General features: G+C 57.7%; 33 protein-coding genes and 3 pseudogenes. 9 read left to right on the top strand and 27 right to left on the bottom strand.

Annotated elements, in window-relative coordinates; genetic code table 11:
• The 3 genes from C8024_RS14405 to C8024_RS14415 form a co-directional block, all read right to left on the bottom strand.
• Positions 1-306 carry a DUF1971 domain-containing protein gene (locus C8024_RS14405; protein WP_173206425.1) on the bottom strand — a complete coding sequence of 102 codons (306 nt, stop codon included), beginning with the start codon at positions 304-306 and terminating at the stop codon, positions 1-3.
• Positions 306-668, bottom strand: a complete 363-nt coding sequence (locus C8024_RS14410) for a hypothetical protein (protein WP_173206428.1) — start codon at positions 666-668, stop codon at positions 306-308. Before C8024_RS14410 ends, C8024_RS14405 begins: the two co-directional genes overlap by 1 nt.
• A 73-nt stretch (positions 669-741) precedes the next feature.
• Positions 742-1206 carry a group III truncated hemoglobin gene (locus C8024_RS14415; RefSeq protein ID WP_173206431.1) on the bottom strand — a complete coding sequence of 155 codons (465 nt, stop codon included), beginning with the start codon at positions 1204-1206 and terminating at the stop codon, positions 742-744.
• 202 nt (positions 1207-1408) lie between these two features.
• On the opposite strand from C8024_RS14415, the gene C8024_RS14420 reads away from it, so the two are divergent.
• The 3 genes from C8024_RS14420 to C8024_RS20400 all read left to right on the top strand — a co-directional run bounded on the left by C8024_RS14420 (position 1409) and on the right by C8024_RS20400 (position 2253).
• Positions 1409-1765 carry an Rrf2 family transcriptional regulator gene (locus C8024_RS14420; RefSeq protein WP_367947360.1) on the top strand — a complete coding sequence of 119 codons (357 nt, stop codon included), beginning with the start codon at positions 1409-1411 and terminating at the stop codon, positions 1763-1765.
• A gap of 138 nt (positions 1766-1903) precedes the next feature.
• Positions 1904-2068, top strand: a complete 165-nt coding sequence (locus C8024_RS23585; RefSeq protein WP_367947365.1) for a winged helix-turn-helix domain-containing protein — start codon at positions 1904-1906, stop codon at positions 2066-2068.
• A complete protein-coding gene (locus C8024_RS20400; protein ID WP_217272223.1) occupies positions 2014-2253 on the top strand; it encodes a MarR family winged helix-turn-helix transcriptional regulator in 240 nt (79 codons plus the stop codon). The genes C8024_RS23585 and C8024_RS20400 overlap by 55 nt, the downstream gene beginning before the upstream one ends.
• Here the strand turns inward: C8024_RS20400 and proB are convergent.
• The gene (gene proB / locus C8024_RS14430; protein WP_100092565.1) at positions 2250-3416 is read right to left on the bottom strand and encodes a glutamate 5-kinase; all 1167 of its coding nucleotides are present in this window, start codon (positions 3414-3416) and stop codon (positions 2250-2252) included. The two genes, C8024_RS20400 and proB, sit on opposite strands and share 4 nt — an antisense overlap.
• A gap of 183 nt (positions 3417-3599) precedes the next feature.
• Between proB and C8024_RS14435 the strand changes: the two genes are divergently transcribed.
• A complete protein-coding gene (locus tag C8024_RS14435; RefSeq protein WP_254305952.1) occupies positions 3600-4382 on the top strand; it encodes a pyrroline-5-carboxylate reductase in 783 nt (260 codons plus the stop codon).
• A 44-nt stretch (positions 4383-4426) separates the two neighbouring features.
• On the opposite strand, the gene C8024_RS14440 is transcribed toward C8024_RS14435, so the two are convergent.
• From C8024_RS14440 to C8024_RS22605, 10 genes and pseudogenes are all read right to left on the bottom strand, one after another.
• Positions 4427-4702 carry a PepSY domain-containing protein gene (locus tag C8024_RS14440; RefSeq protein ID WP_173206525.1) on the bottom strand — a complete coding sequence of 92 codons (276 nt, stop codon included), beginning with the start codon at positions 4700-4702 and terminating at the stop codon, positions 4427-4429.
• A 43-nt stretch (positions 4703-4745) separates the two neighbouring features.
• On the bottom strand, positions 4746-5084 hold the full coding sequence (locus C8024_RS14445; protein ID WP_254305953.1) for a hypothetical protein: 339 nt from the start codon (positions 5082-5084) through the stop codon (positions 4746-4748).
• Positions 5072-5335 carry a hypothetical protein gene (locus C8024_RS14450; protein ID WP_173206434.1) on the bottom strand — a complete coding sequence of 88 codons (264 nt, stop codon included), beginning with the start codon at positions 5333-5335 and terminating at the stop codon, positions 5072-5074. Before C8024_RS14450 ends, C8024_RS14445 begins: the two co-directional genes overlap by 13 nt.
• Positions 5332-5781 (bottom strand): Fe2+-dependent dioxygenase, encoded by a 450-nt coding sequence (locus C8024_RS20405; protein ID WP_367947366.1) that lies wholly within the window; start codon positions 5779-5781, stop codon positions 5332-5334. Before C8024_RS20405 ends, C8024_RS14450 begins: the two co-directional genes overlap by 4 nt.
• On the bottom strand, positions 5712-5897 hold the full coding sequence (locus tag C8024_RS20410) for a hypothetical protein (protein WP_217272234.1): 186 nt from the start codon (positions 5895-5897) through the stop codon (positions 5712-5714). Before C8024_RS20410 ends, C8024_RS20405 begins: the two co-directional genes overlap by 70 nt.
• Positions 5894-8440: a TonB-dependent siderophore receptor gene (locus tag C8024_RS14460; protein WP_217272224.1), complete on the bottom strand. Its 2547-nt coding sequence runs from the start codon at positions 8438-8440 to the stop codon at positions 5894-5896. The genes C8024_RS20410 and C8024_RS14460 overlap by 4 nt, the downstream gene beginning before the upstream one ends.
• Before the next feature lie 16 nt (positions 8441-8456).
• On the bottom strand, positions 8457-9023 hold the full coding sequence (locus C8024_RS14465; protein ID WP_173206437.1) for an energy transducer TonB: 567 nt from the start codon (positions 9021-9023) through the stop codon (positions 8457-8459).
• A 175-nt stretch (positions 9024-9198) separates the two neighbouring features.
• Positions 9199-9623, bottom strand: a pseudogene (gene exbD / locus C8024_RS14470) (TonB system transport protein ExbD).
• 4 nt (positions 9624-9627) lie between these two features.
• A complete protein-coding gene (gene exbB, locus C8024_RS14475) occupies positions 9628-10365 on the bottom strand; it encodes a tonB-system energizer ExbB (protein ID WP_217272227.1) in 738 nt (245 codons plus the stop codon).
• Positions 10366-10791: 426 nt separating this feature from the next.
• Positions 10792-10920: a hypothetical protein gene (locus C8024_RS22605; RefSeq protein WP_302051637.1), complete on the bottom strand. Its 129-nt coding sequence runs from the start codon at positions 10918-10920 to the stop codon at positions 10792-10794.
• 39 nt (positions 10921-10959) lie between these two features.
• Here C8024_RS22605 and C8024_RS14480 point away from each other — a divergent pair, with 39 nt between their 5' ends.
• Together C8024_RS14480 and C8024_RS14485 are read left to right on the top strand one after the other, a co-directional pair.
• Positions 10960-11673: a hypothetical protein gene (locus tag C8024_RS14480; RefSeq protein ID WP_173206440.1), complete on the top strand. Its 714-nt coding sequence runs from the start codon at positions 10960-10962 to the stop codon at positions 11671-11673.
• A 2-nt stretch (positions 11674-11675) separates the two neighbouring features.
• A complete protein-coding gene (locus C8024_RS14485; RefSeq protein WP_173206443.1) occupies positions 11676-12530 on the top strand; it encodes a sulfotransferase domain-containing protein in 855 nt (284 codons plus the stop codon).
• Positions 12531-12594: 64 nt separating this feature from the next.
• Here C8024_RS14485 and C8024_RS14490 read toward each other — a convergent pair whose 3' ends face one another.
• The 5 genes from C8024_RS14490 to C8024_RS14510 form a co-directional block, all read right to left on the bottom strand.
• Entirely contained in the window at positions 12595-13215 is a 621-nt protein-coding gene (locus C8024_RS14490) for a sugar-transfer associated ATP-grasp domain-containing protein (RefSeq protein WP_173206446.1), read from the bottom strand.
• Positions 13216-13293: 78 nt separating this feature from the next.
• Positions 13294-13860, bottom strand: a complete 567-nt coding sequence (locus C8024_RS14495; RefSeq protein ID WP_173206449.1) for a hypothetical protein — start codon at positions 13858-13860, stop codon at positions 13294-13296.
• On the bottom strand, positions 13853-14092 hold the full coding sequence (locus C8024_RS14500) for a hypothetical protein (RefSeq protein ID WP_173206368.1): 240 nt from the start codon (positions 14090-14092) through the stop codon (positions 13853-13855). Before C8024_RS14500 ends, C8024_RS14495 begins: the two co-directional genes overlap by 8 nt.
• Positions 14044-14379 (bottom strand): asparagine synthase-related protein, encoded by a 336-nt coding sequence (locus tag C8024_RS23590; RefSeq protein WP_367947361.1) that lies wholly within the window; start codon positions 14377-14379, stop codon positions 14044-14046. Before C8024_RS23590 ends, C8024_RS14500 begins: the two co-directional genes overlap by 49 nt.
• Positions 14271-15635 carry an asparagine synthase-related protein gene (locus tag C8024_RS14510; protein ID WP_173206458.1) on the bottom strand — a complete coding sequence of 455 codons (1365 nt, stop codon included), beginning with the start codon at positions 15633-15635 and terminating at the stop codon, positions 14271-14273. The genes C8024_RS23590 and C8024_RS14510 overlap by 109 nt, the downstream gene beginning before the upstream one ends.
• A gap of 276 nt (positions 15636-15911) precedes the next feature.
• On the opposite strand from C8024_RS14510, the gene C8024_RS14515 reads away from it, so the two are divergent.
• Together C8024_RS14515 and C8024_RS14520 are read left to right on the top strand one after the other, a co-directional pair.
• The gene (locus C8024_RS14515) at positions 15912-16196 is read left to right on the top strand and encodes a lasso peptide biosynthesis PqqD family chaperone (protein ID WP_173206460.1); all 285 of its coding nucleotides are present in this window, start codon (positions 15912-15914) and stop codon (positions 16194-16196) included.
• A 35-nt stretch (positions 16197-16231) separates the two neighbouring features.
• A complete protein-coding gene (locus tag C8024_RS14520) occupies positions 16232-16705 on the top strand; it encodes a lasso peptide biosynthesis B2 protein (protein WP_173206463.1) in 474 nt (157 codons plus the stop codon).
• An 84-nt stretch (positions 16706-16789) separates the two neighbouring features.
• On the opposite strand, the gene C8024_RS14525 is transcribed toward C8024_RS14520, so the two are convergent.
• Complete coding sequence (locus C8024_RS14525) at positions 16790-17509, bottom strand: SDR family oxidoreductase (RefSeq protein ID WP_173206467.1); 720 nt, start codon at positions 17507-17509, stop codon at positions 16790-16792.
• A gap of 103 nt (positions 17510-17612) precedes the next feature.
• A pseudogene (locus C8024_RS14530) lies at positions 17613-19777 on the bottom strand (CapA family protein).
• Positions 19778-19915: 138 nt separating this feature from the next.
• On the opposite strand from C8024_RS14530, the gene C8024_RS14540 reads away from it, so the two are divergent.
• The gene (locus C8024_RS14540) at positions 19916-21112 is read left to right on the top strand and encodes an FAD-dependent oxidoreductase (RefSeq protein ID WP_217272228.1); all 1197 of its coding nucleotides are present in this window, start codon (positions 19916-19918) and stop codon (positions 21110-21112) included.
• An 8-nt stretch (positions 21113-21120) separates the two neighbouring features.
• Here C8024_RS14540 and C8024_RS23595 read toward each other — a convergent pair.
• The 6 genes and pseudogenes from C8024_RS23595 to C8024_RS14560 all read right to left on the bottom strand — a co-directional run bounded on the left by C8024_RS23595 (position 21121) and on the right by C8024_RS14560 (position 25197).
• Positions 21121-21980: pseudogene (locus C8024_RS23595) on the bottom strand (dicarboxylate/amino acid:cation symporter).
• A 53-nt stretch (positions 21981-22033) separates the two neighbouring features.
• Positions 22034-22357, bottom strand: coding sequence for a dicarboxylate/amino acid:cation symporter (locus C8024_RS21975; RefSeq protein WP_254305955.1), 324 nt, complete (start codon positions 22355-22357; stop codon positions 22034-22036).
• Entirely contained in the window at positions 22351-23586 is a 1236-nt protein-coding gene (locus C8024_RS14550) for an amidohydrolase family protein (protein WP_367947362.1), read from the bottom strand. Before C8024_RS14550 ends, C8024_RS21975 begins: the two co-directional genes overlap by 7 nt.
• The gene (locus tag C8024_RS21980) at positions 23580-23951 is read right to left on the bottom strand and encodes a hypothetical protein (RefSeq protein ID WP_254305956.1); all 372 of its coding nucleotides are present in this window, start codon (positions 23949-23951) and stop codon (positions 23580-23582) included. Before C8024_RS21980 ends, C8024_RS14550 begins: the two co-directional genes overlap by 7 nt.
• Complete coding sequence (locus tag C8024_RS14555) at positions 23948-24655, bottom strand: M14 family metallopeptidase (RefSeq protein WP_367947367.1); 708 nt, start codon at positions 24653-24655, stop codon at positions 23948-23950. The genes C8024_RS21980 and C8024_RS14555 overlap by 4 nt, the downstream gene beginning before the upstream one ends.
• Positions 24547-25197 (bottom strand): M14-type cytosolic carboxypeptidase, encoded by a 651-nt coding sequence (locus C8024_RS14560; RefSeq protein ID WP_173206488.1) that lies wholly within the window; start codon positions 25195-25197, stop codon positions 24547-24549. The genes C8024_RS14555 and C8024_RS14560 overlap by 109 nt, the downstream gene beginning before the upstream one ends.
• Position 25198 lies beyond the last annotated feature (1 nt).

Below are 25198 nucleotides of genomic sequence, written 5' to 3' on the forward strand. Positions count from 1 at the left end.
TCAGGCGGCCCCGCCCTGCTGCGGCAGGGGATGTTCGCGGTAAAATTCGACCTGCATCTTCATCGGACCGGTCAGCCTGACAAAATGCAGATCCTGCGGCGGGATCGGCGCGGGATTGTCGACGGTGACCAGACGCCGTGATGGCGGGTCGATGAAGACCAGCTCGACCTCGCCCTCCAGCACCCGCAGCAGCCCCCAGGTGCCGTCTTTGGTGCTATGCTCGTTGCGCAGCTTGTCCGGCAGGCTCTGTTCGTCGAATATCCGCGATGCGGCGTAGGGGACCGCCGGCTCGGCGGGGCCGGCCATCAGACCAGCGCCCGGATAAAGGCAAAGGCGCAGGCGAAGACCGCCAGCAAAATCGGCACGGTCAAAATCTGGGCATGAACCGCCGCATCATCCATCCAGCCGGTCTGCGTATCGATGCCGCCGGTGGCATGAGCCTGCGGCAATATTTCCCGTTCGCGTGCGCTGACTCTGTTCAACACCGCCGCCGTACCAAAATACATGACCGTATAGGCAATACTGATCAGCAGCGCGAATATCGCCGCCACGCCCCGACCGGTGGCGACGAACAGGGCTCCGAAAAAGACGGCATAGGAACCGAACATCGTGGTCCATATCGACGCGGGCAGTTCAAAGGTCCGGCTTTCGTGCGCGGCGCCCGACACCGGTCTGACAAACCCTGCATTTCCGCGTTGATCTCTGCCGCAACCGCCTGGCCGCCTTCGATCTGGAAATCCATCAGCATGACAATGTCTTCCTTGCAGAAGAGCCCGACCCGAGGCCGTCTCTTTGAACCTTGATGCCGGTGAGCAGGCTGGATGCGATCCGCCCGGCCGCCTCGCGAAAGACCTGGCCCGCCGCATCATTGGGGGCAACGTCGTCCAGCGTCCGGTTCCACAGTACCAGCCAGCGATCGAAATGCACATGATCGAGACCGCCGACTGCAATATGCTTGAGCATCGGATTGCCGCGAAACCGCCCCGGCTCCAGCGCTACAGATGCCCAGAAATCCTTCATTCTCGCGAGATGGGGTGTCCATTCCGCGACATGGGCCTCGAATATCGGCCCGAGCAGCGCGTCGCTGCGGACCGCGCGATAGAAAGTCTCGACCAGATCGGAGATAAGCGCATCGTCGATGCCCATCGCATGGGCTTGCGCCATTTTCTTCGCTCGGGCGCGTTCGGCATATCCTGGTTCGGTCATTGTCTCGACTCGCTTAAGATGCATTTGATATACACCTTTTATCGCCCTTTGCCTTTAAAAGCAATATATGATATGCATCTTTTATGAGATTGTCCGTTCAAACCGACTATGCGCTGCGTACATTGATGTATCTGGCCGCGCACGAAGGTCACCATTCGATTGCCGAGATCGCCCGGCAATACAGGATTTCAAAAACCATTTGATGAAAGTCGCCCAGCGGCTGGCGGCCGAGGGTTTTGTCGACAGCGTGAAGGGGCGCAGCGGCGGCCTGTTGCTCGCCCAGCCTGCCGAATCCATCAATGTCGGCCACGTCGTCCGCACGTTCGAGGATTATGGTGCCTTCGTGCAATGTTTCCCCGAAGCCGATGACAGCTGTGTCGTGACGCCCGTTTGCGGCCTGCGCCATGTACTCGCCGACGGAATCGACGCATTCCTCCGGCATCTCGACGGATACACCCTGGCCGACATTGTCGGTGACAAGGCGCGGTTCATATCCGTCTGGCAAGGATCCGGTCCGACCCCGACCAGCCGAAACATCAGCAATATTGTGGGCGATTGACGGAAAAATCTGTATCAGACCTGCCATGTCAAATTCAAATGCACTTCTGGTCGCCTTGCGGCAGATTAACCGGGCGATCGATCTCCAGTCCAAAAACTGGAACGGGAGACCGGCCAGACAACCCCGCAACTCCTGCTCCTGAAAGCCCTGGAAAAAGACGGGCGGGCCAAACCGTCGGTAATCGCCAAATCGGTGCATCTGTCGCATGCCACGGTCACATCGATTGTCGACCGGCTGGAAAATCCGGGATGGTCACCCGCGAAAAAAGCGAAGATGACCGGCGCTCGGTGGAAATTGTCCTGACCGACAAAGGCCGTACATGCGTCGAAAATGCGCCGGAGCTGCTGCAGGAAGATTTTCTGGTCGCCCTGTCAAAGCTCGAACCGTGGGAGCAGAATCTGCTGATCTCCTCGGTCCAGCGCATCGCGGTAATGATGGACGCGAACCAGATAGAATCCGCACCAATACTGGAGATTGGCGAAATCTAGTTCTGCGGTATGACTTCGGTCATGACCTCGCCAGCCGGCAAGTCCCACGTCAGGTGCCGGTCATCCAGCACGACCATATTCTTATCGGTGATCAGCGTGCCGAGGGTTTTGTAACCCAGCAACTGCATGGCCGACAGGGTCGGGTTGCGGGCCAGCGCCATCGTCTCGTCGGACGAGAAATTGGTCAGACCCCTGGCCAGCTCGTCGCCGGATTCGCCATAAATATGGATCACATCGCCTTTGACATACGGACCCTGGATGGAAAGCACATCTTCCCGGCCGATATTCCGCCGTCCGTGTTTGAAAGCTTCGGCGGTCGCCGCGTTGACGACAATACTGCCCGCCATTTGCAGACGATCCGACAGCCAGTTGGCCCATGCGGATTCGGGCCGTTCATTCGCCATTATTCTCGTGTGCCGCCGTTCTTCGTTCAGGACCGACGTCACCGGATGCTCATATTCGCCATGCGCGATCCGCGTGTCACAGCCGGCATTTTGCGCCATATGGGCAGCCTGGATTTTCGTCAGCATCCCGCCGCTGCCGAGGCTGCTGACACCTTCGGTCACCGCAAGATAGGGCGAAACATCGGTCACTTTTTCAACCAGTTGCGCTCCGGCTTCGGACGGATCCTTGTCGTAAAGGCCGTCCACCTGTGTCAGGATGATCAGTTCGTCGGCCTGCAGCATCTGCGCGATTTTTGCTGACAGCCGGTCATTATCACCAACCCGGATTTCTTCCGTGGTGATCGTGTCATTCTCGTTGATGATCGGCATGATATTGGCATCGAGCAGACGGTCGACCGTATTCTTGGTGTTCAGGAACCGCTTGCGGTCTTCCAGATCGCGCAAGGTCACCAGTACCTGCGCTATTTCGAAGCTATATTCATGGGCCACCTGCTTATAGGCGTTTAGCAACAGCGGCATACCGCAGGCCGCCGCTGCCTGCTTGTCGCGCAGACCGGCCGTCTCCGGCCGTTCGCCGATCATGTTCATGCCCAGCGCAACCGAACCGGAAGAACAGAGGATGACTTTCGCGCCGCCTTCCCGCAGCCGGGCGATATCCTCGAGCAGATTATGCATGAAAGCCCAGCGCGGCGTGAGCCGCTGTTCGTTGGCGAGCAGGCTGGAGCCGACTTTAACAACGATTGTTTTGCCTTGTACCATTTGACGTGATGCCCTTATTACTCTGTGACGGAGGTAGGGATTGAACCTGACCAGTGCAATAATTTAGTGATCAAAACATTTAATTTTGCGTGAAAGCTATATAAAATAAGCATTTGTTGACATATCTGTTTTGAATACTAAGCACATCGCAAGATCCATATTCACCAACGGCAAGAGATTGAATTGACAAAAATATTACTCCTCGGATGCGGCAATATGGGCGGAGCGCTGCTCAAGGCCTGGGCCGCTCACACCGAACATGAATTTACCGTGGCAGACCCGGCCAGCCCCGACCTGCCGGAAGGCGTGTCCCTGGTCGGTTCGGTCGAGGAACTGGGCGAACAGCTTTTCGACTATCTGATCGTGGCGCTGAAACCGCAACTGATCGATGATGTGCTTCCCGGCTATCTGCCAAGACTGAAGCCGTCGGGCGTCATAAGCTCGATCGCCGCCGGCTATTCCGCCGCAAAGCTGGCCGCCCATGCACCCGGCCGGTCGGTCATCCGGATCATGCCGAACCTGCCCGCTGTCATCGGCAAGGGCGTCAGCGGTCTCTACGCCCATGGGACCGTGCCCGAAATGGCATCCGGCACCATCGAGCAGCTCGCCTCTTGTTCCGGCGACGTCGTCTGGGTCGACAGCGAGGATATGCTGGATCGTCTGACCGCAGTCGCCGGAAGCGGCCCGGGCTATGTTTTCGAGATGCTGCGCGCCTATGTCGAAGCTGCCGAGAAACTGGGTTTCAGCGGGGAAGACGCGAAAAATCTGGTTCTGGGAACCGTCCGCGGGACGCTCGATCTGGCGCTGGATTCCGACCTGTCGCTCGAGGACCTGCGCAAGAATGTCACCAGCAAGGGCGGCACCACTGCAGCCGGCCTCGCCGCGCTGAACGGTAGCGAGGAATTTTCGACGCTGATCCGCGACACGCTGCAAGCGGCCTATGAGCGCGCCGTCGAGCTACGATAGGATTCAGGCTGGCAAAATGCGCGATTGCTCCGCACCTGAAATGTCTAGCCAGTAAAACCGGGCGCCCGGTAGATTTCGGTTCCGCGCCGGAAGACGACCAGCTTCTTGAGCGTCACCGGGTGGAAGAAGGCTTCGATTGCCTGACCGCTTTCGGTTCTGGCATAGACTTCATAACAGTCGCCCTCGACCTGGGTCTTGAGCAGTTCCCAGCCTTCCATCCAGGCCTTTTTCTTCAGTTTCGCAATCGGCTTCCATTTCTCGGTCGGGCCGGCGTTGCATTTGATATCGCCGTCCGCATAGGCCGCTGCGCCAGCATCAATGTGGCCAGAACGGTGGCGGCCTTATATTTGCGGGAAATTTTTCTCATGTCATACTCCGTTGCGTGCGTTGTCGCCGGCTGCGGCCGATATAGCGTAAAATCCAGGCCAATATGAGCGGGGCGAGATGAACCATTGCTGGCTGCCAGACCCAATCCAGTAAAATCCAGTGAACCAGCGCGATAATCAGTGCAGGATAGACGAGGCGCTGGATATTTTTCCACTGTCGTCCGAGCCGGCGCATCGCATAGTTGAAGCTGATCACCGCGGGGAGCAACATCAGCACAAGCGACAACCAGCCCGTCCAGATACCGGGGATGCCGATCTCTTCGAGCATCGCCGCGAGACTGTTCATGTCGAATATGTAGAATATCAGATGCAGCATGGCATAGCCGAAAGCCGCGACGCCGAGATTGCGACGGATCTTGATCCATCCCCTGAAAAAGCGGTTGAGACCGAAAATTCAGACAAGGGTCCGGGCAACATCGCGAGGATCATCAGCCGCACCGACATTTCCCCGCTGGGATGCAGCATGTCCATCGCCAGGACATCGCCTTGCGAGAAGGACCAGAGCATCAGGATGCCGGGGAGCGCAAGAACCAGCCACAGCAGGCCTTTTGCAATAGAAACTCTCATAGCGTTGCCCACCGCCGCAGCAAATTGTGATAGACGTGGATCAGACGATCGATTTCTGGATCATCATGGGGTCGGTCGGGCGTCAGCGACTGGATCGATTGGTCGAGGTCGAACAGCAGTTCCCGCGCCGAGGCATCGGCAACCGCGCTCTGCATCCAGGTGATCGCGCAAATCCGCTGGCCGCGCGTAACCGGCATTACCTGATGCAGGCTGGAAGACGGATACAGCACCATGTCGCCTGCCGCGAGCTTGACCGGCTGCGCGCCATATTGTTGTTCGATCACCAGTTCGCCGCCGTCATATTCGTCCGGATCGGACAGAAATATCGTGGCAGACAGATCGCTGCGAATGGTCAGATTGGCTTCGGGGAGGCGCATCAGCGCGGCATCGCTGTGCGTGCCGTAATGGCCGCCGTCCTGATAGAGATTGAAAATGGGAGGCCAGATTTTTCGGCCAGCGAGGCGGAGATGAACAGCGGGTCATTGCCCAGTTTGCGCAATATGACGTTGCCCAGTTCGACCGAAAGCGCGTTCTGCCGATCGATCTGCAAATTCTGCTTCACCTTGACCGAACGGGTACCCGCCGAGGCCGCGCCATCGGACCATTCGGCGGCTTCGAGCTTCCTTCGGAAATCCCGGACCTGCTCCTCGTCCAGAATATTTTCGATGATTGTAAGCATGGGACCAGCCGTTTGTTGGATTGAAGGAGGGGCGACGAATCGCCGCCCCTCCTTCTCGTATCAGAACGTCCGGTGAGCGTTAGCGTCGCGCGGCGTTCGTCCCCCTTGTAGAGGAAGTGACCGCTGCGATAACCGGCAAGATAATAGTCCTCGTTGGTCACGTTGGTCATATTCACCCGGGCCGAGAGATTCTCGTTTACCTTGTAGCTGGCGAAAGCGTCAAAGGTCCAGTAATCCGGAACGCGGTAGGTATAGACGTCCAGCGTCGTATTATAGCTGGCCGCATCGTCCGGCTGGCCGGTGAACATCTCTCCCTTGTAGGTAGCGGTGCCACCAAAGGCGAAGGCCTCTGTCGCCTGATAGCGCAGCTGCGCCGATGCCTGGGTGTTGGAGAAGTTGCTCAGACGGCGACCGATCTTGGAGGCGTCATTCGAATCCGTGACTTCCGAATCCATGAAGGTAACCGATGCCTGGCCGGAGAGTTTCGGCGTGATATTGCCGACGAGGCCCAGTTCGATACCGCGAACACGGTTTTCACCGGTGTTCAGGCTTCCGCCCGCGGCATAGTCATCGCCAGCCGACTCAAACACGTCGCTCTTGGTGATCTGGAAAGCCGCCGCGGTAAGCATGAGATGATCGTCGAACAGATCCGCCTTCACGCCCAGCTCGTAGCTGGTCGAGCTTTCCGGACGTCCGTCACCAATGCCGGTTCCGTCATCGACGCAGATGCCGCCATAGCCGCAGTTGCCGCCCAGATCGGACTCGCCACCATTGATATTCTTGGCGGTGCCCCAGTTGAAATAGACATAGACCTCATCCATCGGCTTCACGCCAATGCCGGCATGACCGTTCCACAATGTATCCTTGTAACGATAGCCGGTTTCGTCTCCGCGGCTGACAACATCATTGCTGTAATCAAACGCATCAACCCGGACACCACCATGGATGGAAAGCCAGGGATTGATATCGACCGTATCCATCAGATAGACCGACATGGTCTCTACCTGCCAAGCGCTGTCAACATCGCCATCGAGTATCTCGCGCTGCAAGATGTTGTGGATGTCATCAACGTTCACATTGCGATTTTCATCGGTAATACAATATGAGGGATTCAGGCTGCCACCTCTGCCCGCCGTAATACAATTTGTCGCTCCGGTGCTGGTCGTATCATAGGTCCCGTTCGCGACTTTCAGGTTCGAATATTCGACGCCTGCAACCACGTTGTGCGCGATTGAACCCGTATTGAAATCGGCCAGAACATTGAGCTGGTTGACGAAATATTCGACTTCCTGATTGCCCTGATGGTCGCTCAGAGTCAGGGGGCCGAATGTATCCGTGTCGGTATCATAGGCACCGCCTCGAAGGCCGGTCAGCACATAGCCGTTGGACGTTTCACCATAGCGTGTGGAGTTCACGATCGTGAACCCGTCAAACGGTGTGATGAAGATACGGCCAGTGAACGTATCGACGGTCGTGTTGAGAAAGTCCTCGGTCTGGGTGTAATTGGGAACATCGTCCCATGGACCATGGATCGTGACATCGTCGGGTCCGGTGCCGGTTGGCGCCGGAACATAGCCGCCCAGATCCGGCGTATCGTCGGCTTCGAGGTGATAATAGTCGAGCAGAACACGAACCGTGTCGTTCAGCCGGAAGCTGCCGGAGATCGCCGCGCCGATACGCTCGCGATCCGAGAAATTGCGGTTCGGCGCTTCGTCATAGCCGTAAAGCAGGTTGGCACGCAGCGCGATATCGTCGCTCAGCGCCCAGTTGCTGTCCAGGGTGACGCGGTAGAAATCGTCGGTGCCGATACCCAGGTCGATGCGGTTGAAATTATAGTCGGTGCTGGCCTGTTTGGTGATTGAGTTCACCGCGCCACCGGTCGAACCGCGACCGGCGAAGGAAGAGCTAGGGCCCTTGGTGATTTCAATCTGTTCGACCGCAAAGGTTTCGCGCGTTGTCATGCCGGGGTCGCGCAGACCATCGACAAACACGTCGCTGCGCGCTTCATGGCCGCGGATGATATAGCGATCACCGAAAGCGTTGCCGTTTTCACCGGTACCGACGGTGACGCCGGGCTGGTTGTCGAGAATATCGCGCAGGTTGGTGGCGCCCTGCTCGTCGAGCTGGCTTTCCGTCAGCACGGTGATCGTTGCCGGCGTTTCCGACAATGGCTTCACGCGGCGCAGATCGCCCGAGACGCGGGCCTTATAGGGCGCGCCCTTCTGGGTGTAGGGATTTACGTCGGCCGCATTGTCTTCGATCTGGAGCGTTTCCAGCTCGACTTCTTCCGGCTCGGCATCCTGGGCAAAGGCGGGAGCGGTCGACAGCGCGGTGGTAAGGCCCAACGCTACAACAGCGCTGCGCTTGCCGAAACTGCCAAAGCGCAGACTGGCCGGCCTTTGCATCTGGGACATGTCTTTCTTCATCGTGAAACTTCCTTTTTCAACGGGTTCTGAGGGAATAATCAATGGGCAGCGAGATCGTGACTTGGTCTCGCTCCATGGATGCAGGCATGGCCGGCAAGGGCGCGACGCGTTGCATCAGCGCCAGGGTGGCCTGGTCGAGAATGGTATGCCCGCTGGAACCGGTGATCGACACATTGGAGATATTGCCGGTACGATCGACCGTGAACCGGACCTTGACCACACCCTGTTCGCGGGCCTTGCGGGCTTCGGTGGGATATTTCTTGCGCTGGTTCAGATGTGCGCTGACCATCGCATAATAGTTGGCGCGCTCTTTCTTGGCTTTGGGGCTGTTTCCGGAAGTGCTGCTTGGCGCAGACTTAGTAGCAGCGACCGGCGGTGCTTCGCTTCGGGCGGGAGCCGCCAACGCGACCGGCGTAACCTCGGCCTGCTGAACCGGCCTGACAGGGGCCGCAGGCTGCTTGGCCTCTGGTGGCAATATGACCGCATCATCCGGCAACGGTGCGCGCACGGTAGGGACCTCGAACGGAAGTGCCTGTTGCGGCGGGATATAGTCCGGCTGCGATGCGGGCGTCGGCTCAGACATGGCCTCGCTCGCACTCGCAGGGGGAAGCTCCACGAGAACCACCGGTTCAGGGATGGGGCGGTCGTGTGGAGCCTTCCATGCCATGGCAGCCACACCGAGAAAGGCATGGGCTGCTACAGCAATGGCTGCGGCGGTAACCCAGCGACGCTTTTCGTCAGACTGAGCATCGCCTTGTTCATTTTGTCGAACCCGATTCCGCGCCCACCAGGGCAACGTGCAGATAGCCGGCAGAGCGCAAGGAGTTCATCGCGCCCATGATCGTGTCATACGTGATGGTCTTGTCGGCGCGCAGAAAGATACGCTGCTCCCTGTCGGAACGGGTCGCCGTCTCGATCGCAGCTCCCAGGCCCGCTTCGGAGACGGGTGTTTCGTTGACGAGAATATTGCCGTCGGCCTGAATGGAGAGGAAAACAGGCTTGTCGGGTTTCGGCGCGGCATTGGCGGTAGAGACCGGCAGGTCGACCTTCACATCGACCGTCGCCAGGGTGCCGCGACCATGAAGATGATCAACAGCACCAGCATCACGTCGATGAACGGCGTAACGTTGATGTCATGATTTACCGGAAGGTCATCGCTATTGTCGTTGAGCCGGATCGACATCGTTTCAATCCTTTTCGATCTTCACGGTGCCGCGGCTGAGGTCGCGGGAGACCAGCCGCAATATTGCGGCGGCGGTGTCCGAAACAAGCGCGCGATAGGCAGATATCTGGCGAGAGAAATGGTTGTACATGACGACCGCAGGAATTGCCGCAACGAGACCGAGCGCCGTCGCAAGCAAGGCTTCTGCGATACCGGGCGCGACAACGGCGAGATTAGTGGTCTGCTTCTCAGCGATACCGATGAAGCTGTTCATAATGCCCCAGACCGTGCCGAACAGTCCGACAAAGGGAGCCGTCGCGCCAATGGTCGCGAGAATATTGACGCCGCGCGTCATCTTGCGGGAAAGCGCCGCTTCATAACGTTCGAAGCGGGAAACAATGCGCTCCTTGACACCATCGCCGTCCTGCAGGGCATCGGCGGACAGCGCGAGCTCGGTCGACGCTTCCTGCACCAGAGCCGTTTTGGACAAAACCGCATCGCCGTTGGCATCATCAAGTGACCGCAGCTTGGCGACTTCATCATGGATGAGACGCTCTGCTGCCATCGCCTTGCGCAGCTCGGAGAGTTTGGCGATGAAGATTGTCCAGCTGACCAATGAAGCGATGATCAGGCCGATGATGACGATCTTCACGATCCAGTCCGCCTGCGCGAACATGCCGCCCACGCTCAGCTCGACGGGGATGGTCGACAGGGAAGACGCCGCGGCTGCGCCGGCGGATGTCAGCAACGCTGCAATTGCCACGGATTTTATAACATGTCCCATAAGTCTCTTAGCCACTGTTGCCCCCTGATATGACTCATGCGAATCATTCGCATCGACGAGAGGCCAATTACAGCTTCTTATTGCTATTGCAAGTGATTCTCATTAATTTACTGATCATGAACCGGGCGGCCAAATATCCTGTTGTTCGTTTACCTATGGGACGAACGTGGTTCTCGGCTGGCGTCGGCTGGACATGTGCAGATTATCCGAAACGGTCCTCGCCCGGTTTGGCCACTTTCTTCGCCAGAACGCGATGATCCTCCGACGATTTTACCAAACTCGCCCTGACAAAGATGTACGGGCTTGATTGATCGGGGTAAATCTTTAGGAAATTCATCATTACCATGTCGAATTTTACCTTCAGAACTTAAAGTTACAGGCGTCCATGAACTATTTTTACAATTGCTATGATCTGGCCATCGAAAGCGAAATGGCCCTATCCGAAATGGTCGCCTTGTCCGACACGCCGGAAACCATAGATGTGCGCATCACGCAGGCGCGATCAATCCGGATGGCCTGGAAGGAGCCGAGCAAATCGGTCCCTTCCTGTGGGCCACGCCGAATGCCCTGCAATTGCACATTCCGGATGTCGCCCGTTTTCTGGTTCGCGACGGCAACAGCATCGTATTTGATCCGGCACCGGGCATAGACGAGGACAGCGTGAGGGTTTTCATGCTCGGTTCGGCGCTCGGTGCATTATTATTCCAGCGCGGCTATCTTGTGCTGCACGGCAACGCTGTTCAGATCGGCGACGGTTGCATCATCTGCGTCGGTCACTCGGGCGCAGGAAAATCAACGCTCGCCGCCGCTTTCATGCAGCGGGGCTATAAATTGCTGGCCGATGATGTCGTGCCAATCGACAATGATTGCCTTGCCATCCCGGGATTCCCACGGATCAAGCTATGGCAGGATGCGGCGGACAAGCTGGAAATCGACACCACGCCCCTCACCCGGATCCGACCGGACATGGAAAAATTCAACCTGCCGATCACCGACAATTTTGTACCCGAGCCGCTGCCGGTGAAACATATCTACATCTTGCGCAGCGACGATGAGGATGGCTTTTCCTCTACCGCTATCAAGGGCTTGCAAAAATTCCCGGCCCTCCATGCCAATACCTATCGCCAGAAATTTCTCGACAGCATGGATTTGCGTCCGGACCATCTCAATCTTTGCGGGAAGCTTTCGGGGCAAACAGCGATTACCCGTGTTGTCCGGCCGCGAATGGGGTTTGAAGTCGATCAGCTGGTCGACCATATTCTGGCTGACCTTTCCGAAAGCGTTTAGACGTGGGCGCGATATACTGGCTTTCCTCCTATCCCAAATCCGGCAACACTTGGTTCCGCACATTCCTGCAGAACCTGACGCAGAATGGCGATGCGCCGGTTGATATCAACGAACTGCATACCGGCTCCATTGCCAGTGGCCGTGGCTGGCTGGACGAAGTTCTGGGATTTGACACCGCCGACATGCGGCATGACGATATTGATGCCCTGCGGCCCGCGGTATACGACTGGAGCCTGCAATCGCCGGATCTGGAATATCACAAGATTCATGATGCCTATACATTTCTGCCGTCCGGAGAGCCATTGGTCAGCAGCAGGGCAACACGGGGCGCAGTCTATTTCGTTCGCAATCCGCTCGACGTGGCATCTTCCTTCGCCAATCACCTGCAGTGCAGCGTCGATGATGCGATCGTGCGGATGGCATCTCCGAAGATGAGCTTTGTGAAGTCGGAAAAGAGGCTGAACGGCCAGGTACGGCAAAAATTGTTCAGCTGGTCCGACCATGTGCTGAGCTGGGTCGATGCGCCCGATCTCAATCTGGAAATCCTGCGCTACGAGGATATGCTCGAAGACAGCCTGGCCACATTCACCCGGGCAGCGCGCTTTCTCGAACTGCCCCATGACCAGCCGCGGGTTGAGAAAGCGATTCATTTCAGTCGCTTTGATCGCTTGCAGGAACAGGAAAAATCTACCGGATTCAAGGAAAAACCGGCCAACACGCCTTCCTTTTTCCGTCAGGGCAAGAGCGGCGGCTGGCGGCAGGAACTGAACGAGGAACAGATTACCCGAATCATCGCCGATCACGGACCGGTGATGCGGCGGTTCAACTATCTCGACGAGCACGACAACCCGCTGTAGATTTCCGCCTTACGGATATTCCGCCCGGCATCCCGAAAGGCAGGGCGGAACGTCGCAAGCCTGTTTACCCTGGCAAGGAAGCCAGACGATTTCTCGTCTGAAGCTCCGACAGAAATCCTCCCGTCAGGATTTGTGGCAGACTACCGCCGAAGCCGTTGTTGCCTTCCAGCAATATCGGCCCCTGAGGGGTCAAGACCCAGTCCCAGGCGATGGCCCAGAAATCGGCATAGTGATCATGCGCCGCCAGGCTGTGATCAATCAGCGATTGCCAATCGGGCAGCGGCAAGTGATCGTCGCGTTGCGCCAGCATATCGCGCTGGTTCTGCCGTACTTCGGCAAGCAGCAGCATATCGTCCGCTATCGGCTGTACCAGCCCGCTTTCAGCATCGACTGGCAGGATGACATAGACGTCGCGCTTGTCAGACGGCTTCCGCATGGTCGGAATTTCCAGTGTCGCAGACAAAATGCTGCTGCCTTGTTCGCTTCGCCGGGTAATACAGCGGACGGTGATCGCCCGCCCATCCGGTACCAGCGGTGCCAGTTGCGGATGATTTTGCAGCGCCGGCTGCACCAGACCAATGTCCAGCTGCAGCAACGCTTCCCATGCCGCCATCACGGATCGTCGATCGGGCAGCGGGTCGCCCTCGAACGTCCACCCCTCTATGACCTGTCCCTTTTCCAACATTCAAAAGCACCGAGCCCGCGATTACCCGATCTGCTTTTGCAAAACAGCCGACGATGTTTTTCAAGAGCGGCGTCAAAATCAAATCCGGTGTCTGCTGAGGCGATTGCCAGGATTGGCGCCATCGGTATGCCGCGCGCTGCAGGAAATCCGTGGCGGCAGCTTGTCAGCCAGCCGGACCGTCGTCTCCGGCGATATGGCCCGGCGGCTATTCCGCCATTTATGAAACGCAGCGATATGGCGGTCGCTGACATAGTTCCACAGGCGCGCGGGATGTTCGACAAGTCCGAAGCGATAGGCCTCACCGGGCGGCATGCACGCCCCGATGCTGATCCGGACGAGCGTGCAGAACTGGCGTGGTCGTGAAACACCCCGTTCGTCGCGAAGCCTGGAGCCATAACCGCGCAGCGCCCTGAACAGGGCCAGCCAGCCGAACAGCCCTGCCCATTTCAGCCATAATATCGCTTCAACCAGCACGTAGAGCGGCTTCGGCATACCGGGCAAGGCAGTCCAGAATATCTGCCTGTGCGCCTCAATCTGCGGGTTGCTGGTCGACAAATAGCGCCAACTGACCATACCGTGCGGGATGTTGCGCCACCAAAGCTCCCGACGAAGCGCCTTGAGCCATCTTGTGACCTTGCTAGGCAACCGATAGGCCATTGAGCCAGACGTTGAGCCACTTCACAGCCAGCATGTGCCGCCTGATCTGGAAATTCGCCTCGGGATCAAAGCCATGTTTCTCCATCTGGTCGATCTTAGCCCGCCATTTGTCCCGATCTATCATGTCGGCCAGCAGCGGGTGCAGCTCGTCATCAATCTGCTTCATCGTCTTCACGATTTCGCTGCTGTTGTTCCGCGAGGGAGACTGTCGCTCCCCCATATATTTCGATCTTTTCCATGCCACCGATCGGGTACTGTTCCGGTAATGGCCCGGCGGTGCAAATAGCGGCCAATACCGCCCGGACCTGCGCGCTCGATAATCGGCGTGGACAGATATTGCTGGACCAGCCGTTTGTCCCAAAGCGGCCAGCGATAGTCGATCCCGTAAGATGCAGCCATTAGCGTGCAATTCTCAAGCCGCGTCGGCACATAGGCCATCTGCAACAATCCGCTGATGATCCAGTCATTATGCTTGCGATGCACGGCATCGTAGCGCGCCGTTTCCATATATTCCCGCTCCAGATCATAGCGGGCGACAATCTCGTCGCGGAGCGGCTGCTCCGGCCATCTTTTTTCCAGACGGCTAGAAAATTCGCATTGTATCCGGCATTTTTGCGCTCCTTATATATACGTCTGAGCAACCGGTAGATGCGCAGCGGCAGCTTCCCCCGCATCAAGTCTATCGCGGCCTTGTAAGCGCCCTTGTCGATGAGTTCCCGCTGGATGTGGTTGGCGTAATTGGTGACCACCTCGTCGCCACCATAGCCGGAGAACAATGTCCTGATGCCGTATAGCTGGCACTGATCGTAGAACGGCCGGTGCGACGTGGCATTGCCATGTTCTTCCGGATAGCCGAGAATTTCCAGATCTTCCCGCATCTGCTCGTCCGAAAAGCCGGACCTCCCATATTGGGAAGTATTGATATGGTTATGGACGATTGACGCCGCCTGACTGGTTTCCAGAATATAGGCCGGCTCCTCTTCCGAGAGCGCGAAGCCGAAACTGTGCAACCGATCGCCCGGATCGCCCATGAACTTGCCAAGATAGGCCGTGATGGTCGCGGAATCGATACCACCGCTATTTTCCGTGCCAAGCGTATAGTCGCTGATCATCTGGGAGCGCATTGTCTCCTCCAGAACCGCGCGATAGGCCTCGACACGTGCCGGGTCGCGGGTAAAGACATCCCGTGCATCATCGCGCCAATGATGATAGCGGCGCAATTCATGACGCCCCTCGCCGATGCTCAGCGAATGACCGCCGGGCAATTTCATGATTTCCTTGAAGGCCGTCCGGTCATGGCTCTTTGATTGGCCGATTACATAGCGCGCGATCCATTCCGGATCGGGGGTTGGTCGTGCATTTTTTAGTTTGAGCAGCGCTGCTGAAGTGGAAGCGAAAAGCAGACCCTGTTCATGCGGCCAGTAATAGAGCGGCTTTACTCCGACCGGATCGCGGGCGAGAAAGGCCGTCCGCCGTTCGCTGTCCATAATGGCCAGTGCAAAATCGCCGGTCAGCTTCTCGGGCAGGCTCTCCCCCCATTTCAACCATCCGGCAAGTATAAGTCTCGCATCGGGGGTTTCATCCAGTGGCCGGTCGAGCACGAGTTGCGCAGCCAATTCATCGCGATTGTCCAGCCTGCCCCAGAACGCGACGCGGAGCCGGTCTGACACCAGCGGGACCGATCCGATATGACGGGATGACGGCGTATTGAAAATATCCGCCTCGACCAGCAAGCCATGCTCATCGCGCTGGTAGCCACTCACGTCCGGCCTGTACCGAGGGTAAAGGGAAGAGACCCAGACGTCCGGTGTAATCCATGCTTCAACCGGGGGAGAATTATCGAAACACAGCAGTCCGGCAAACATATATTTGATCACACGATTGTTGATAGGGTTTTGAAGACAACTAGGGCGATATCACGCTTGAGGCCAGCGCTTTTCACAATGCGGCAAGCCTCTTCCCCTCACCCGCTCGTATGGATTGCAAGCCAGACTTGCCTTTGATAGTGCTGTGGCAAATCTAATCACGAAAGACTTTTTATGAGCGAACTGAAACTCGACAGCATCGTCCGGAGAAACCCTGAAATGGTGTCCGCCGACATGGATGGCGAAATGGTGATGATGAGTATCGAAGACAGCGCCTATTACGGGTTGAACGCGGTCGGTTCCAATCTGTGGGAGGCCATGGAAGAACCTGTAAGCGTTACAGCCCTATGTGAACATGTGACCCGAAATTTCGATATCGACCTGGCGACTTGCCAGAGCGATGTCATGGAATTGCTGACAGATTTGCGCGAGCGCAATCTGGTGCAATTGGCAGGATAGCAAATGGAGGGTTTTCTCCTCCCGTTGCAACGGACATGATCAAGACCCTGAAAAGAAAATTTGCGACGGCCAGGCAACTGCCGCCCCTATTCTATCTCTGGCTCGGGCCGGCGTGGGTACTGTTGGGACTGAGCCGCTTCGTCATTCTGACCATGACGTTCAAACGTTTCGCCCATTGGCTCGGCATGCACGACGGTCTCGCCCCGCGCACACCGCTGATCACGGCTGCTCAGGAAAAGCGCGCCCGGGCGATCAGCAGCGCAATCATCTTCGCGGCGAGATTTGCACCCTGGAAAGCCAATTGTTTTCCCCAGGCGATCACCGCGCGGCTGATATTGGGACTATATGATATCCCCTATGCGCTCTTCTTCGGCTTGATGCGCAGCAAGCAGGAAGAGGATCGGGGCGAGATCAAGGCCCATGCATGGGTTGTGTCGGGCCGTGTCAATGTTACCGGCGGCCGCAGCTTTGGGCAATTTACGTCGGTGGGCTGCTTCGTTTCGAAATAAGCCTTCCGGCCCATTGCCACTGCTGTTTCCATTGCGCCAAACCGGAACGGCGTGCGATCGGGAACTATCGCTCCCGCCGGTGTGTCACCAGGGCAATTCATTCCCGTCGTAGGACAGAAAAGAGCCCGACTTTTCCAGCGTCATGGCATCGATCCGGGCGCGCACGCCGGCGATCGATTCTTCCACCTCGATATCCGCTCCTTCGCCGCTCATGTCGGTTTTGACATAGCCCGGATGTATCGGATTCACGATGATCATCTCGGGCTTCAATGCCACAGCGAGATTGCTGGCGGTCATGTTGGCCGCCGCTTTCGACGCCGCATAGCCGAACATGAAGCCATGGGCGGTTGTGATCGATCCGATGATGCTGGTCAGGATCACCACTTTCCTTTCCCCCGATGCAGCGACATTCCGGACCAACGTTTCGACCATTTTCATCGGTCCGATTGCATTGGTCCGGAAGGGTGCGATCCAGTCGGCTTCGAAATCCGATTTTCCAAAAGTCTGATCGGTGAATCCCGTGGTAGCAGGCGGGTTCTTGCCGAAAATTCCGGCATTGTTGATCAATATGTCGATCGGGATCCCATCAAGCCGCTGACCAAGCCGCTCGATCGATTTCTCGTCGGCAACATCCAGCTTTTCAATTTGAATACGACCTGTTTCGGCCGCAAGCGCCTGCAATTCGTCAGCATCGGCTGGCGAACGGCAGCATGCGATGATCGATACGTCATCCTCTCCCGCATAGGATCTGGCCAGCCCCAGTCCCAGCCCCCTGTTCGCTCCTGTGATCAATATCGTTGTCATGGGCCATCCATCCTTGCCGGCAATAACCGGTCATATCACCAATTCAGTGTCCATGGACAGGCTCGAAAGCGCATCAGTCAAGGTTACGGAAAATCATGGTCGTTCAGCGAGCAGGGCCGTCAATCCAGAAATTCTGGCGCAAGGGATCATCTGCACCGGCGCTGCTGTCCGGTTCCGATTGTTCAATAACCACGAAGTCATCAAGCAGGATCGCGCCTCCTCCGTCTCCTTTCATCTGCAGGATCGGGCGGGTCGGCAGCGGCTTGCCTTTTGCCGTACGCGGTGGCGGGAAATCAAAGCGGAAATGCTGCCAGCTTCCCGCCGCTATCGCTTTTGATCCTGCCGCTTTCCACTCGGCTTCTTTCAGGGACAGAAACCGTCCAACGCCCGGCGATCGTGATTGCAGGGACAGCGAAAGCTGTAGTGGCGCGTCTGCTCTGATCCATCCGGCAACGGAATAAGCCGAGCCTTCCAGTACCCGCAGGAATGTCCGTGGCATTATCGCGACCTCGTCCCCGCCCGGCCTTTTCTGAAGCGCCAGTGCGTATCGGCCGGACCGGCTGTCTTGGGACAGCGCGGCCTCGGCATTTCGAACCTCCCAGCTCTGGTCAACCACGTCTTCATAGCGAGCTGCCTCAAAATCCCCACGATGCCAGATATCCTTAGCTGCAGCCAGATTGCCGATATCTTGACCGGCGCAGGACACGGGACTTTGTTCAAGGTCGAATGGCAAGCGCCACATTCCGTTTTCGGCGGTTTCTGCAACAGGGCAGGCCGGAGCCGGACTGCCGGAGATATGGGCTTTATTGCTGATAACTCCATGACCACCTGACATCGACATTTCAGTGCCCAGGGCCCGTGACTGGCTGAACAGCCGGCGCAACACACCTTCCCGCATGCCGGCAACGGCCGGCACCGGTCGATAGTCCAGCAATTGCACCGGAATGGCTTCCGCCCGGTAGAATTGTTCACCGTCCATCCAGACCTTGAGCACATAGGCGAGCTGCGCTTCGAAAAAATACTGGTCGAAGACGAAATTCCCCAGCGAATAGGCGATCAGTTTGCCCTGATATATCTCCAGCCCGTGGGTGACGTGCGGATGATGGGCGACCACCAGGTCGGCCCCCGCGTCGACGGCCGTCCGCAGGCGGGATTGCGTGATTTCCGTCGGTGAATCGCTATATTCGCGACTGCCGTGATATTGCACGACCGCGATCCTGCCGGCAGCGGATTCGCGTTTCACCGCCCGGCCTATATTGCCGGCGCTCCCGTGGGCCGCCCCGCCCTTGTCTTTGCCGGCAACCTGATTGGGAGAGACTCTGCCCGCCCATCCGACAAAGCCGAGCATCGAATAATCATGCCCACCAATATCAATTTGTGCGGCCTTGAGCGCTTGCTCTGCCCTGCGGCCCGCGCCGGAATACAGCAGACCTGCCGCATCCAGCGCCGCCGTCGTCGATTCTAGGCCAACATCGAGATAGTCGTAGATATGGTTGTTGCCCAAGGTCACATAGTCGATGCCGGCGTTTTCAGGGCCGCAGCGCTATCGGGGTGGCTGTAGAAGGTAATCGATTTCGGCGCCCGCTGCGCCGGCTTGCTGGCCGAAACTATTGTTTCCAGGTTCACCGCGGCGAAATCCGATGCCTGCAAATAGGGCGCCATTGGCGCCAACAGCGCTTGCATATCGCTGGCCCTGCTAGCCGGGCGGATCAGCGGCGACGCGCGGAAGCTGGGCTTTTCATAACGGCGCCCCATCATGACATCACCGCCGAAGATCATTTCGACCCGGCCCGGCTTGCGTGCAACAAGTTCGATCTTCGGAACGATATAATGACCATCGTCCGAACGCTGCAATTCTGTCTGGGCGAACGTATAGATGCCTGTGAAGAGCGACCGGCTGTCAAAACGAAGCTGATAGATATCCGCCTGCACCACGCGTCCGGCATAGCGACCGTCATCCTGCGCCCCGAGTTTTTGACCGTTGACCGAAATCGACACATCATCGGCGGAAAGCGGTCCTTCATCGGCGACCACCCTTCCCTCGATCATAACCATTTCAGGCTGGCTGGCGAGAAGCGGCATGTAAGCGGCGAGGCAGGCCATAAACGCGAACGCAAGGATATGGCAGCCAGCTCTGACAAGGCTGAACTGATGCCGGCTTGCAGCCTGCGGCTTCCCAAAACTCATGATGACCCTCGCTTTCCCGATATGCGTGCCTTTTCCAGTCAGGCGACGTCGACAATTTGATAACCGAAAGCCGGAAAACATCCAACATGCTCATCGTTCAAAGGCGCATAGCCAAAGGCTATGCCAGACATGTCGAACGATATTGGATGATCGCCGGCAATATGCACAGAGTAGCTGCTCTAGTCATTGGAAGAACGTTTGAGCAAAATTCGCACAGCCTTGATCATCGGCGCCGGCGTTGTCGGCATAGCAAGCGCTTATGCACTGGCGCGGCGCGGAATCGCCGTGACGGTTCTCGACGCCATGCCCGGCCCTGCCATGGGAGCATCCTTCGGCAACGGACGGCAATTGAGCTATGGCTATACCGATGCCCTTGCCAGCGCGGATCTGCTGCGCAAGATTCCGCGCCTGGCGCTCGGCAGGGATCCGGCTTTCCGGATATATCCCGCATTCGATCTCGCGTCGATCCGCTGGAAATTGCAGTTTCTGGCCAATTGTACCGAACGGAAATTCCGCAAGAACAGTCTGGCCAGTCTGCAACTTGCCCGCAAATCGCGCAATGCCATGGCGGCGCTGCTGCAACGGCACGAGATTGAATTCGGTCACCGGACCGCAGGCAAGATGCTGCTCTTCGGCAACGCGCAGTCTTTCGCCCGGGGCTGCGAAATCATGAACATGAAGGTCAGCAACCAGGAACGGCAGATGGCTCTGAGCCCCGATGTCGCCAGGGAGATAGAACCCGCTCTCGATGCTGCGGGCAGCACCTTTACCGGCGTGATCTACGCCCCGACAGAGGAAACCGGCAATGCAGCTGTTTTTTCCGAAAATCTGGCTGACATTCTCCACCGGGAATATGGCACATCATTCCGATATGATGCGCGGGTCTGCAAGATTGCTACAGATAGCGAATCTGCCCGGGTCATTCTGGATAGCGGCGAAGAACTGACAGCCGACCTGGCGATTGTCTGTTCGGGTGCCGCGGCGGGGAAATTATTGCGTAAAACGAAAGTCAACACGCCGATTTACCCGATGAAGGGATATTCCTTCATCGCCCCGGCAACCGCTGCCAGTCCCGAGGTCAGTATCACCGATGTGGCGCGGAAACTGGTCTTCACCCGGATCGGGGACGAGATGCTGATTGCCGGACTTGCCGACCTGGGTGATGACAGCAGCATTGTCAGACCAGACAGAATGGCCGATTTGATTACATCCGCCCGCGCGTCCCTGCCCGAGGCGGCAGATTATGATGCAACCCGGAACCACTGGTCCGGTCTTCGCCCCATGACGCCCAATTCGCTGCCAGTGATCGCGCGGCCAAGCGCCACATTGGCGATCAATGCCGGGCACGGGATGCTCGGCTGGACGCTCGCCATGGGATCGGGTGAACAGCTGGCTGAACTGATTTGTGAAGGCTAGCGGCGAGGCTAGACATCGTCAGCGGAAATATATTCCTCGACGTCGATCTCGCCCGCCATCCGGCCAACCGCAACGGCCACTGTCGCATCACCCGTAACATTGGTCATCGTGCGCATCATGTCCATGATGTGATTGATACCGGCGACAAAGGCGATGGTTTCAAGCGGCACGCCGATCGAGCTGAGCACCAGACTCATCATCACCAGCCCGGAACCCGGTATGCCGGCAGCGCCGACGGATCCCAGTGTCGCGGTCAGGCCGATGAGCAGATAGGATGTCCAGGTCAGGTCGATCCCGTATATCTGCGCGCCGAACAATGCCACCAAGCCCAGATACATGGCGGTTCCGTTCATGTTGATCGTCGCGCCCAAAGCCACGGTGAAGCTGGCAACGCTTTTCGACACGCCAAGATTGCGCTGCACACAGCGCAAGGTGACCGGCAAAGCTGCGTTCGACGATGCGGTGGAAAAGGCAACCGCCTGTGCATCAACGATACCGCGAAAGAAATCGATGACGGGAAGCTTGGCGATGGTCTTCAAGATCACCGGATAGACCACCAAATGATGATGAAACAGCCAGCATAGTTGAGCGCCACCATTTTCGCGAGCGGCAGCAGGGCCTCGAAACCAAAGGTCCCGGCGACCCAGGCCATCAGCGCAAACACGCCAAAGGGTGTCAGTTCCATCACCAGCATGGTCATCTTCTGCATGACGACGGATCCGGCATCGACGCCACGAATGATCGGAGCGGCGTCCTTGCCGGCCATCAGCAAGGCGATGCCGAACAGCATGGCAAAGATGATGAGCGGCAATATTTGTCCCTCCGCCATCGACATAACCGGGTTCTCCGGGATCAGTGCCAGGATCATGTCCGTTGGCGATGTCGCGGCCGGTTGCGGGATTTCAACGCCGGTCGGCAGGCTTATGTCCAGCCTATACCGGGCTGGAATATCGACCCCATGGTGAGGCCGAGCGAAACCGAAATGATCGCCGTGGTAACGAAAAGCAGCAAGGCCTTGCCGCCGACATTGCCGAGTTTCTTCAAATCCCCCAATGCCGCGATACCGGACACCAGCGAGAAGAAAATCAGGGGAACGATCAGCATCTTGATTGCGCGGATGAACAGATCGCCGATCCACTTGATGCTTTCAGCTCCCGGCCCCCAGAACAATCCCGCGGCTATGCCCAGCACAAGCGCCCCGACGACCCGTTGCCACAAGGGAATTTTGAACCAGAATTTCAGCATTGGGTTTCCTTAAGCAGGGGTCTTCCGGGCAATGCTCCGGTCGATTGTCCGCCGGATATCACGGGCTGGCCGTTGACAAACAGATGCCGCACGCCAGTCGATAGCAAGCGCGGTTGTTCATATGTCGCCCTCGGTGCGAATGATTCCGAATCAAAGATTACAAGATCTGCCGCCATCCCGACCTTCAGATAGCCGCGATCTGTCAGACCCACAATGTCGGCCGTCTGCCCGCTGCTCCGACGAATGAACCGGGAGAGGGACATTGATTTCCCGTCCACCACAAGGTCCCGATAGGCCTTGGGAAAACTCGCATATTTGCGCGGATGTCCCGTACTGCCGTCCGACCCTGTCACGACCCAGTCTTGCCGGGCAAAGGCTCTGATATCATCCGCATGCATGTTGAAGGAGGCGACACGCGCATCACCGGTCTTCAGGATATCGATCGCGACATCCAGCGGATTGCTCCCGCTTCGGGCGGCAAGCTCGGCCAGCGTCTGGCCGATTTCGATTGCAGCTTCGCCCAGTCCACCGGTGATGAGCAGTTTTTCCGCTCCGCCGCGCCGTACCAGATTCCCCGCCATTTCGCTCCTGATCCGGTCCAGCATCGCCGCATTTTCCAGCCGCTCGCGCAAACCGGCCAGACCTCCATCCAGCGCCCATCGCGGAACGAGCGCGTTGCTTATCCGCGTACCCGAAGCGGCCCAGGGATATTGGTCGGCGGTTATGCTTTGGCCCTTTTCTCGTGCCGTATTGACCAGAGAGATTATCCGGCCGCTCTGTCCCCAGACAGCCGGTCCCAGCGCCTTGATATGGGAAATATGCACGGCCGCGCCGGATTGCGCACCGATGTCAATCGCTTCGCTCACCGCGCCGATCAGACCGATATTATAGCTGCTTTCATCGCGCAAATGGCTGTCATAATAGCCGCCCTTGCGACCGGCAATTTTGGCCATTTCAACGACTTCCGCGGTTCTGGCGAAATTTTGCGGGGTATAATATAGCCCGGCGGACAGGCCGAATGCGCCCTCGCACATCGCCCGGGTCATCATATCCTTCATCCGTGAGAGTTCGGCTTCCGACGGCGCACGATCATCATCGCCGATCACGCTTCTGCGGATATAGCCGAAGCCGGCGAGATAGGCGACATTCGTCCCGATGCCCTGCTGTCGCGCACCGGTTGCCATCTTCGCTATTTCGCTGCTGCCATAGCCGTCATTACCGGTCAGCACGGTCGTGACCCCCTGAAAGGCGAAGGCCTTGTTCTGGCGTTGCTCGGGATCGGCCGAAGCCAGCTGGTTGTCGGCATGGGTGTGCGGGTCGATAAACCGGGAGCCACGATCAGGCCTGAAGCGTCGATTCTTTTGGCATCGGCGAACTGATCGTCAGTCGCGTCGCCGATGAAGACGATCCGGTCCGATCTGACCGCGATATCGGCGATCCGGGGCGCGGTGCCGCTGCCATCATAAACCAGGCCATCTTCGATCAGATAGTCGGCTGCAATCCGTTGCGGCGGCTTGAATGTTGTCTGACAGGCCGAGAGCAGCAAAGGCGCGAGACCAGCGACCAGAAGCGCAAAGCTTTCGCGCCCTTTCATCGGGGCGTTTCGGTTTCCAGCAGCGTTTCCATCATCGAGGTCGCTGCCGCAACGGCAATTTTTCGGACAAGCCGACGATCCGTTTCATCACCCATTTCATAGGTCATGGTGGGAACCCCATATCTCTTGTGGACATAATTTTTCGAATTGGACTGACCCAGATTATGGCCAGCGTCCCGGTTGATCTCATAGCCCGGCATCCGCTGTTGCAGCAAATCCAGCCAGTTTTTCAGGAACAGCGGCGGCGTCGTCTGATAATCGTCGGGGATGGTGTAGAAAATATCATATCTGGTGGAATGAAAATCGACAAACAGGCGAAGGTTCTTGTTCGGCTCCTCTTCAATACCGTCCAGCAGGTCTTTCATCAGTCGCGTTTCCGGCTGCGTGAACGGCCCCCAGTCCCGGTTCAGATCGACATGACCGGTACTGTGGCGCCAATAGCCGCGCACGACGCCATCGGGATTGAGCATCGGCACGACGATTGTCTCGAATCGTTCCCGGTAGCGTTTTGCCAGCGGCGTATCCGCCAGCAGCGTTTCGACGAAGGGCAAAATCGCCAGCGCGCCGGTCACCTCGGGAGGGTGCTGCCGACCGATCAGAACGACCTGCTCGAGCGGCTGCGTCTCCTTTTGCGAATTGTAAGCGCGGGAATATCCCGCCCTTCCGCGGATTTGCCGAGCAACCAGCTTTCGGCCGCCGGTGATTTCGCCGTCTGGCCAAGCCAGGCATTGTACACCGACGGTGGCAAAATTTCCTGGGCGGAAACAAATAGCGGAACATTGTCGAGCTTTACGGTAACCCGCGCCCGCTTCAGTCCGTCTACCTCTTCGACCTTTACAAATTTCTTAGGCAGATAGTCCCAGTTAACCCCGTCCGTACTGATCTTGGGCCAGTAGCGATGTCCGCAGGCTTCATAATTCAGCATCAGGGTAATCTTGCCGGGCTTGCGGGGCGTCAGACGAAATGCGTACCAGGCACTACAGTTGATCGGCGGCTTGTCCTCGGGTGCCAGTGTGACCTCGATTCGTTTCGATCCCGAAGGCCTGCAAGACGCAACGTTGCCGGAAGGGAAAGCCGTGTCCAGCGCAACATTGTCCGTTTCACACCGGATTTTGTTGTCGGCCCCCGCGGCATGCGCGGGAGCCGGCAGAAAAGCGGCCAAAACAAATGCCACCATCCCGATCGAAATCATTTTCAGATCGAAACGGAAAATGCGACCCGGCATCATTTCAGCTACTTTATACATT

Source organism: Sphingopyxis sp. BSNA05, assembly GCF_013265645.1.
Lineage (GTDB): Bacteria > Pseudomonadota > Alphaproteobacteria > Sphingomonadales > Sphingomonadaceae > Parasphingorhabdus.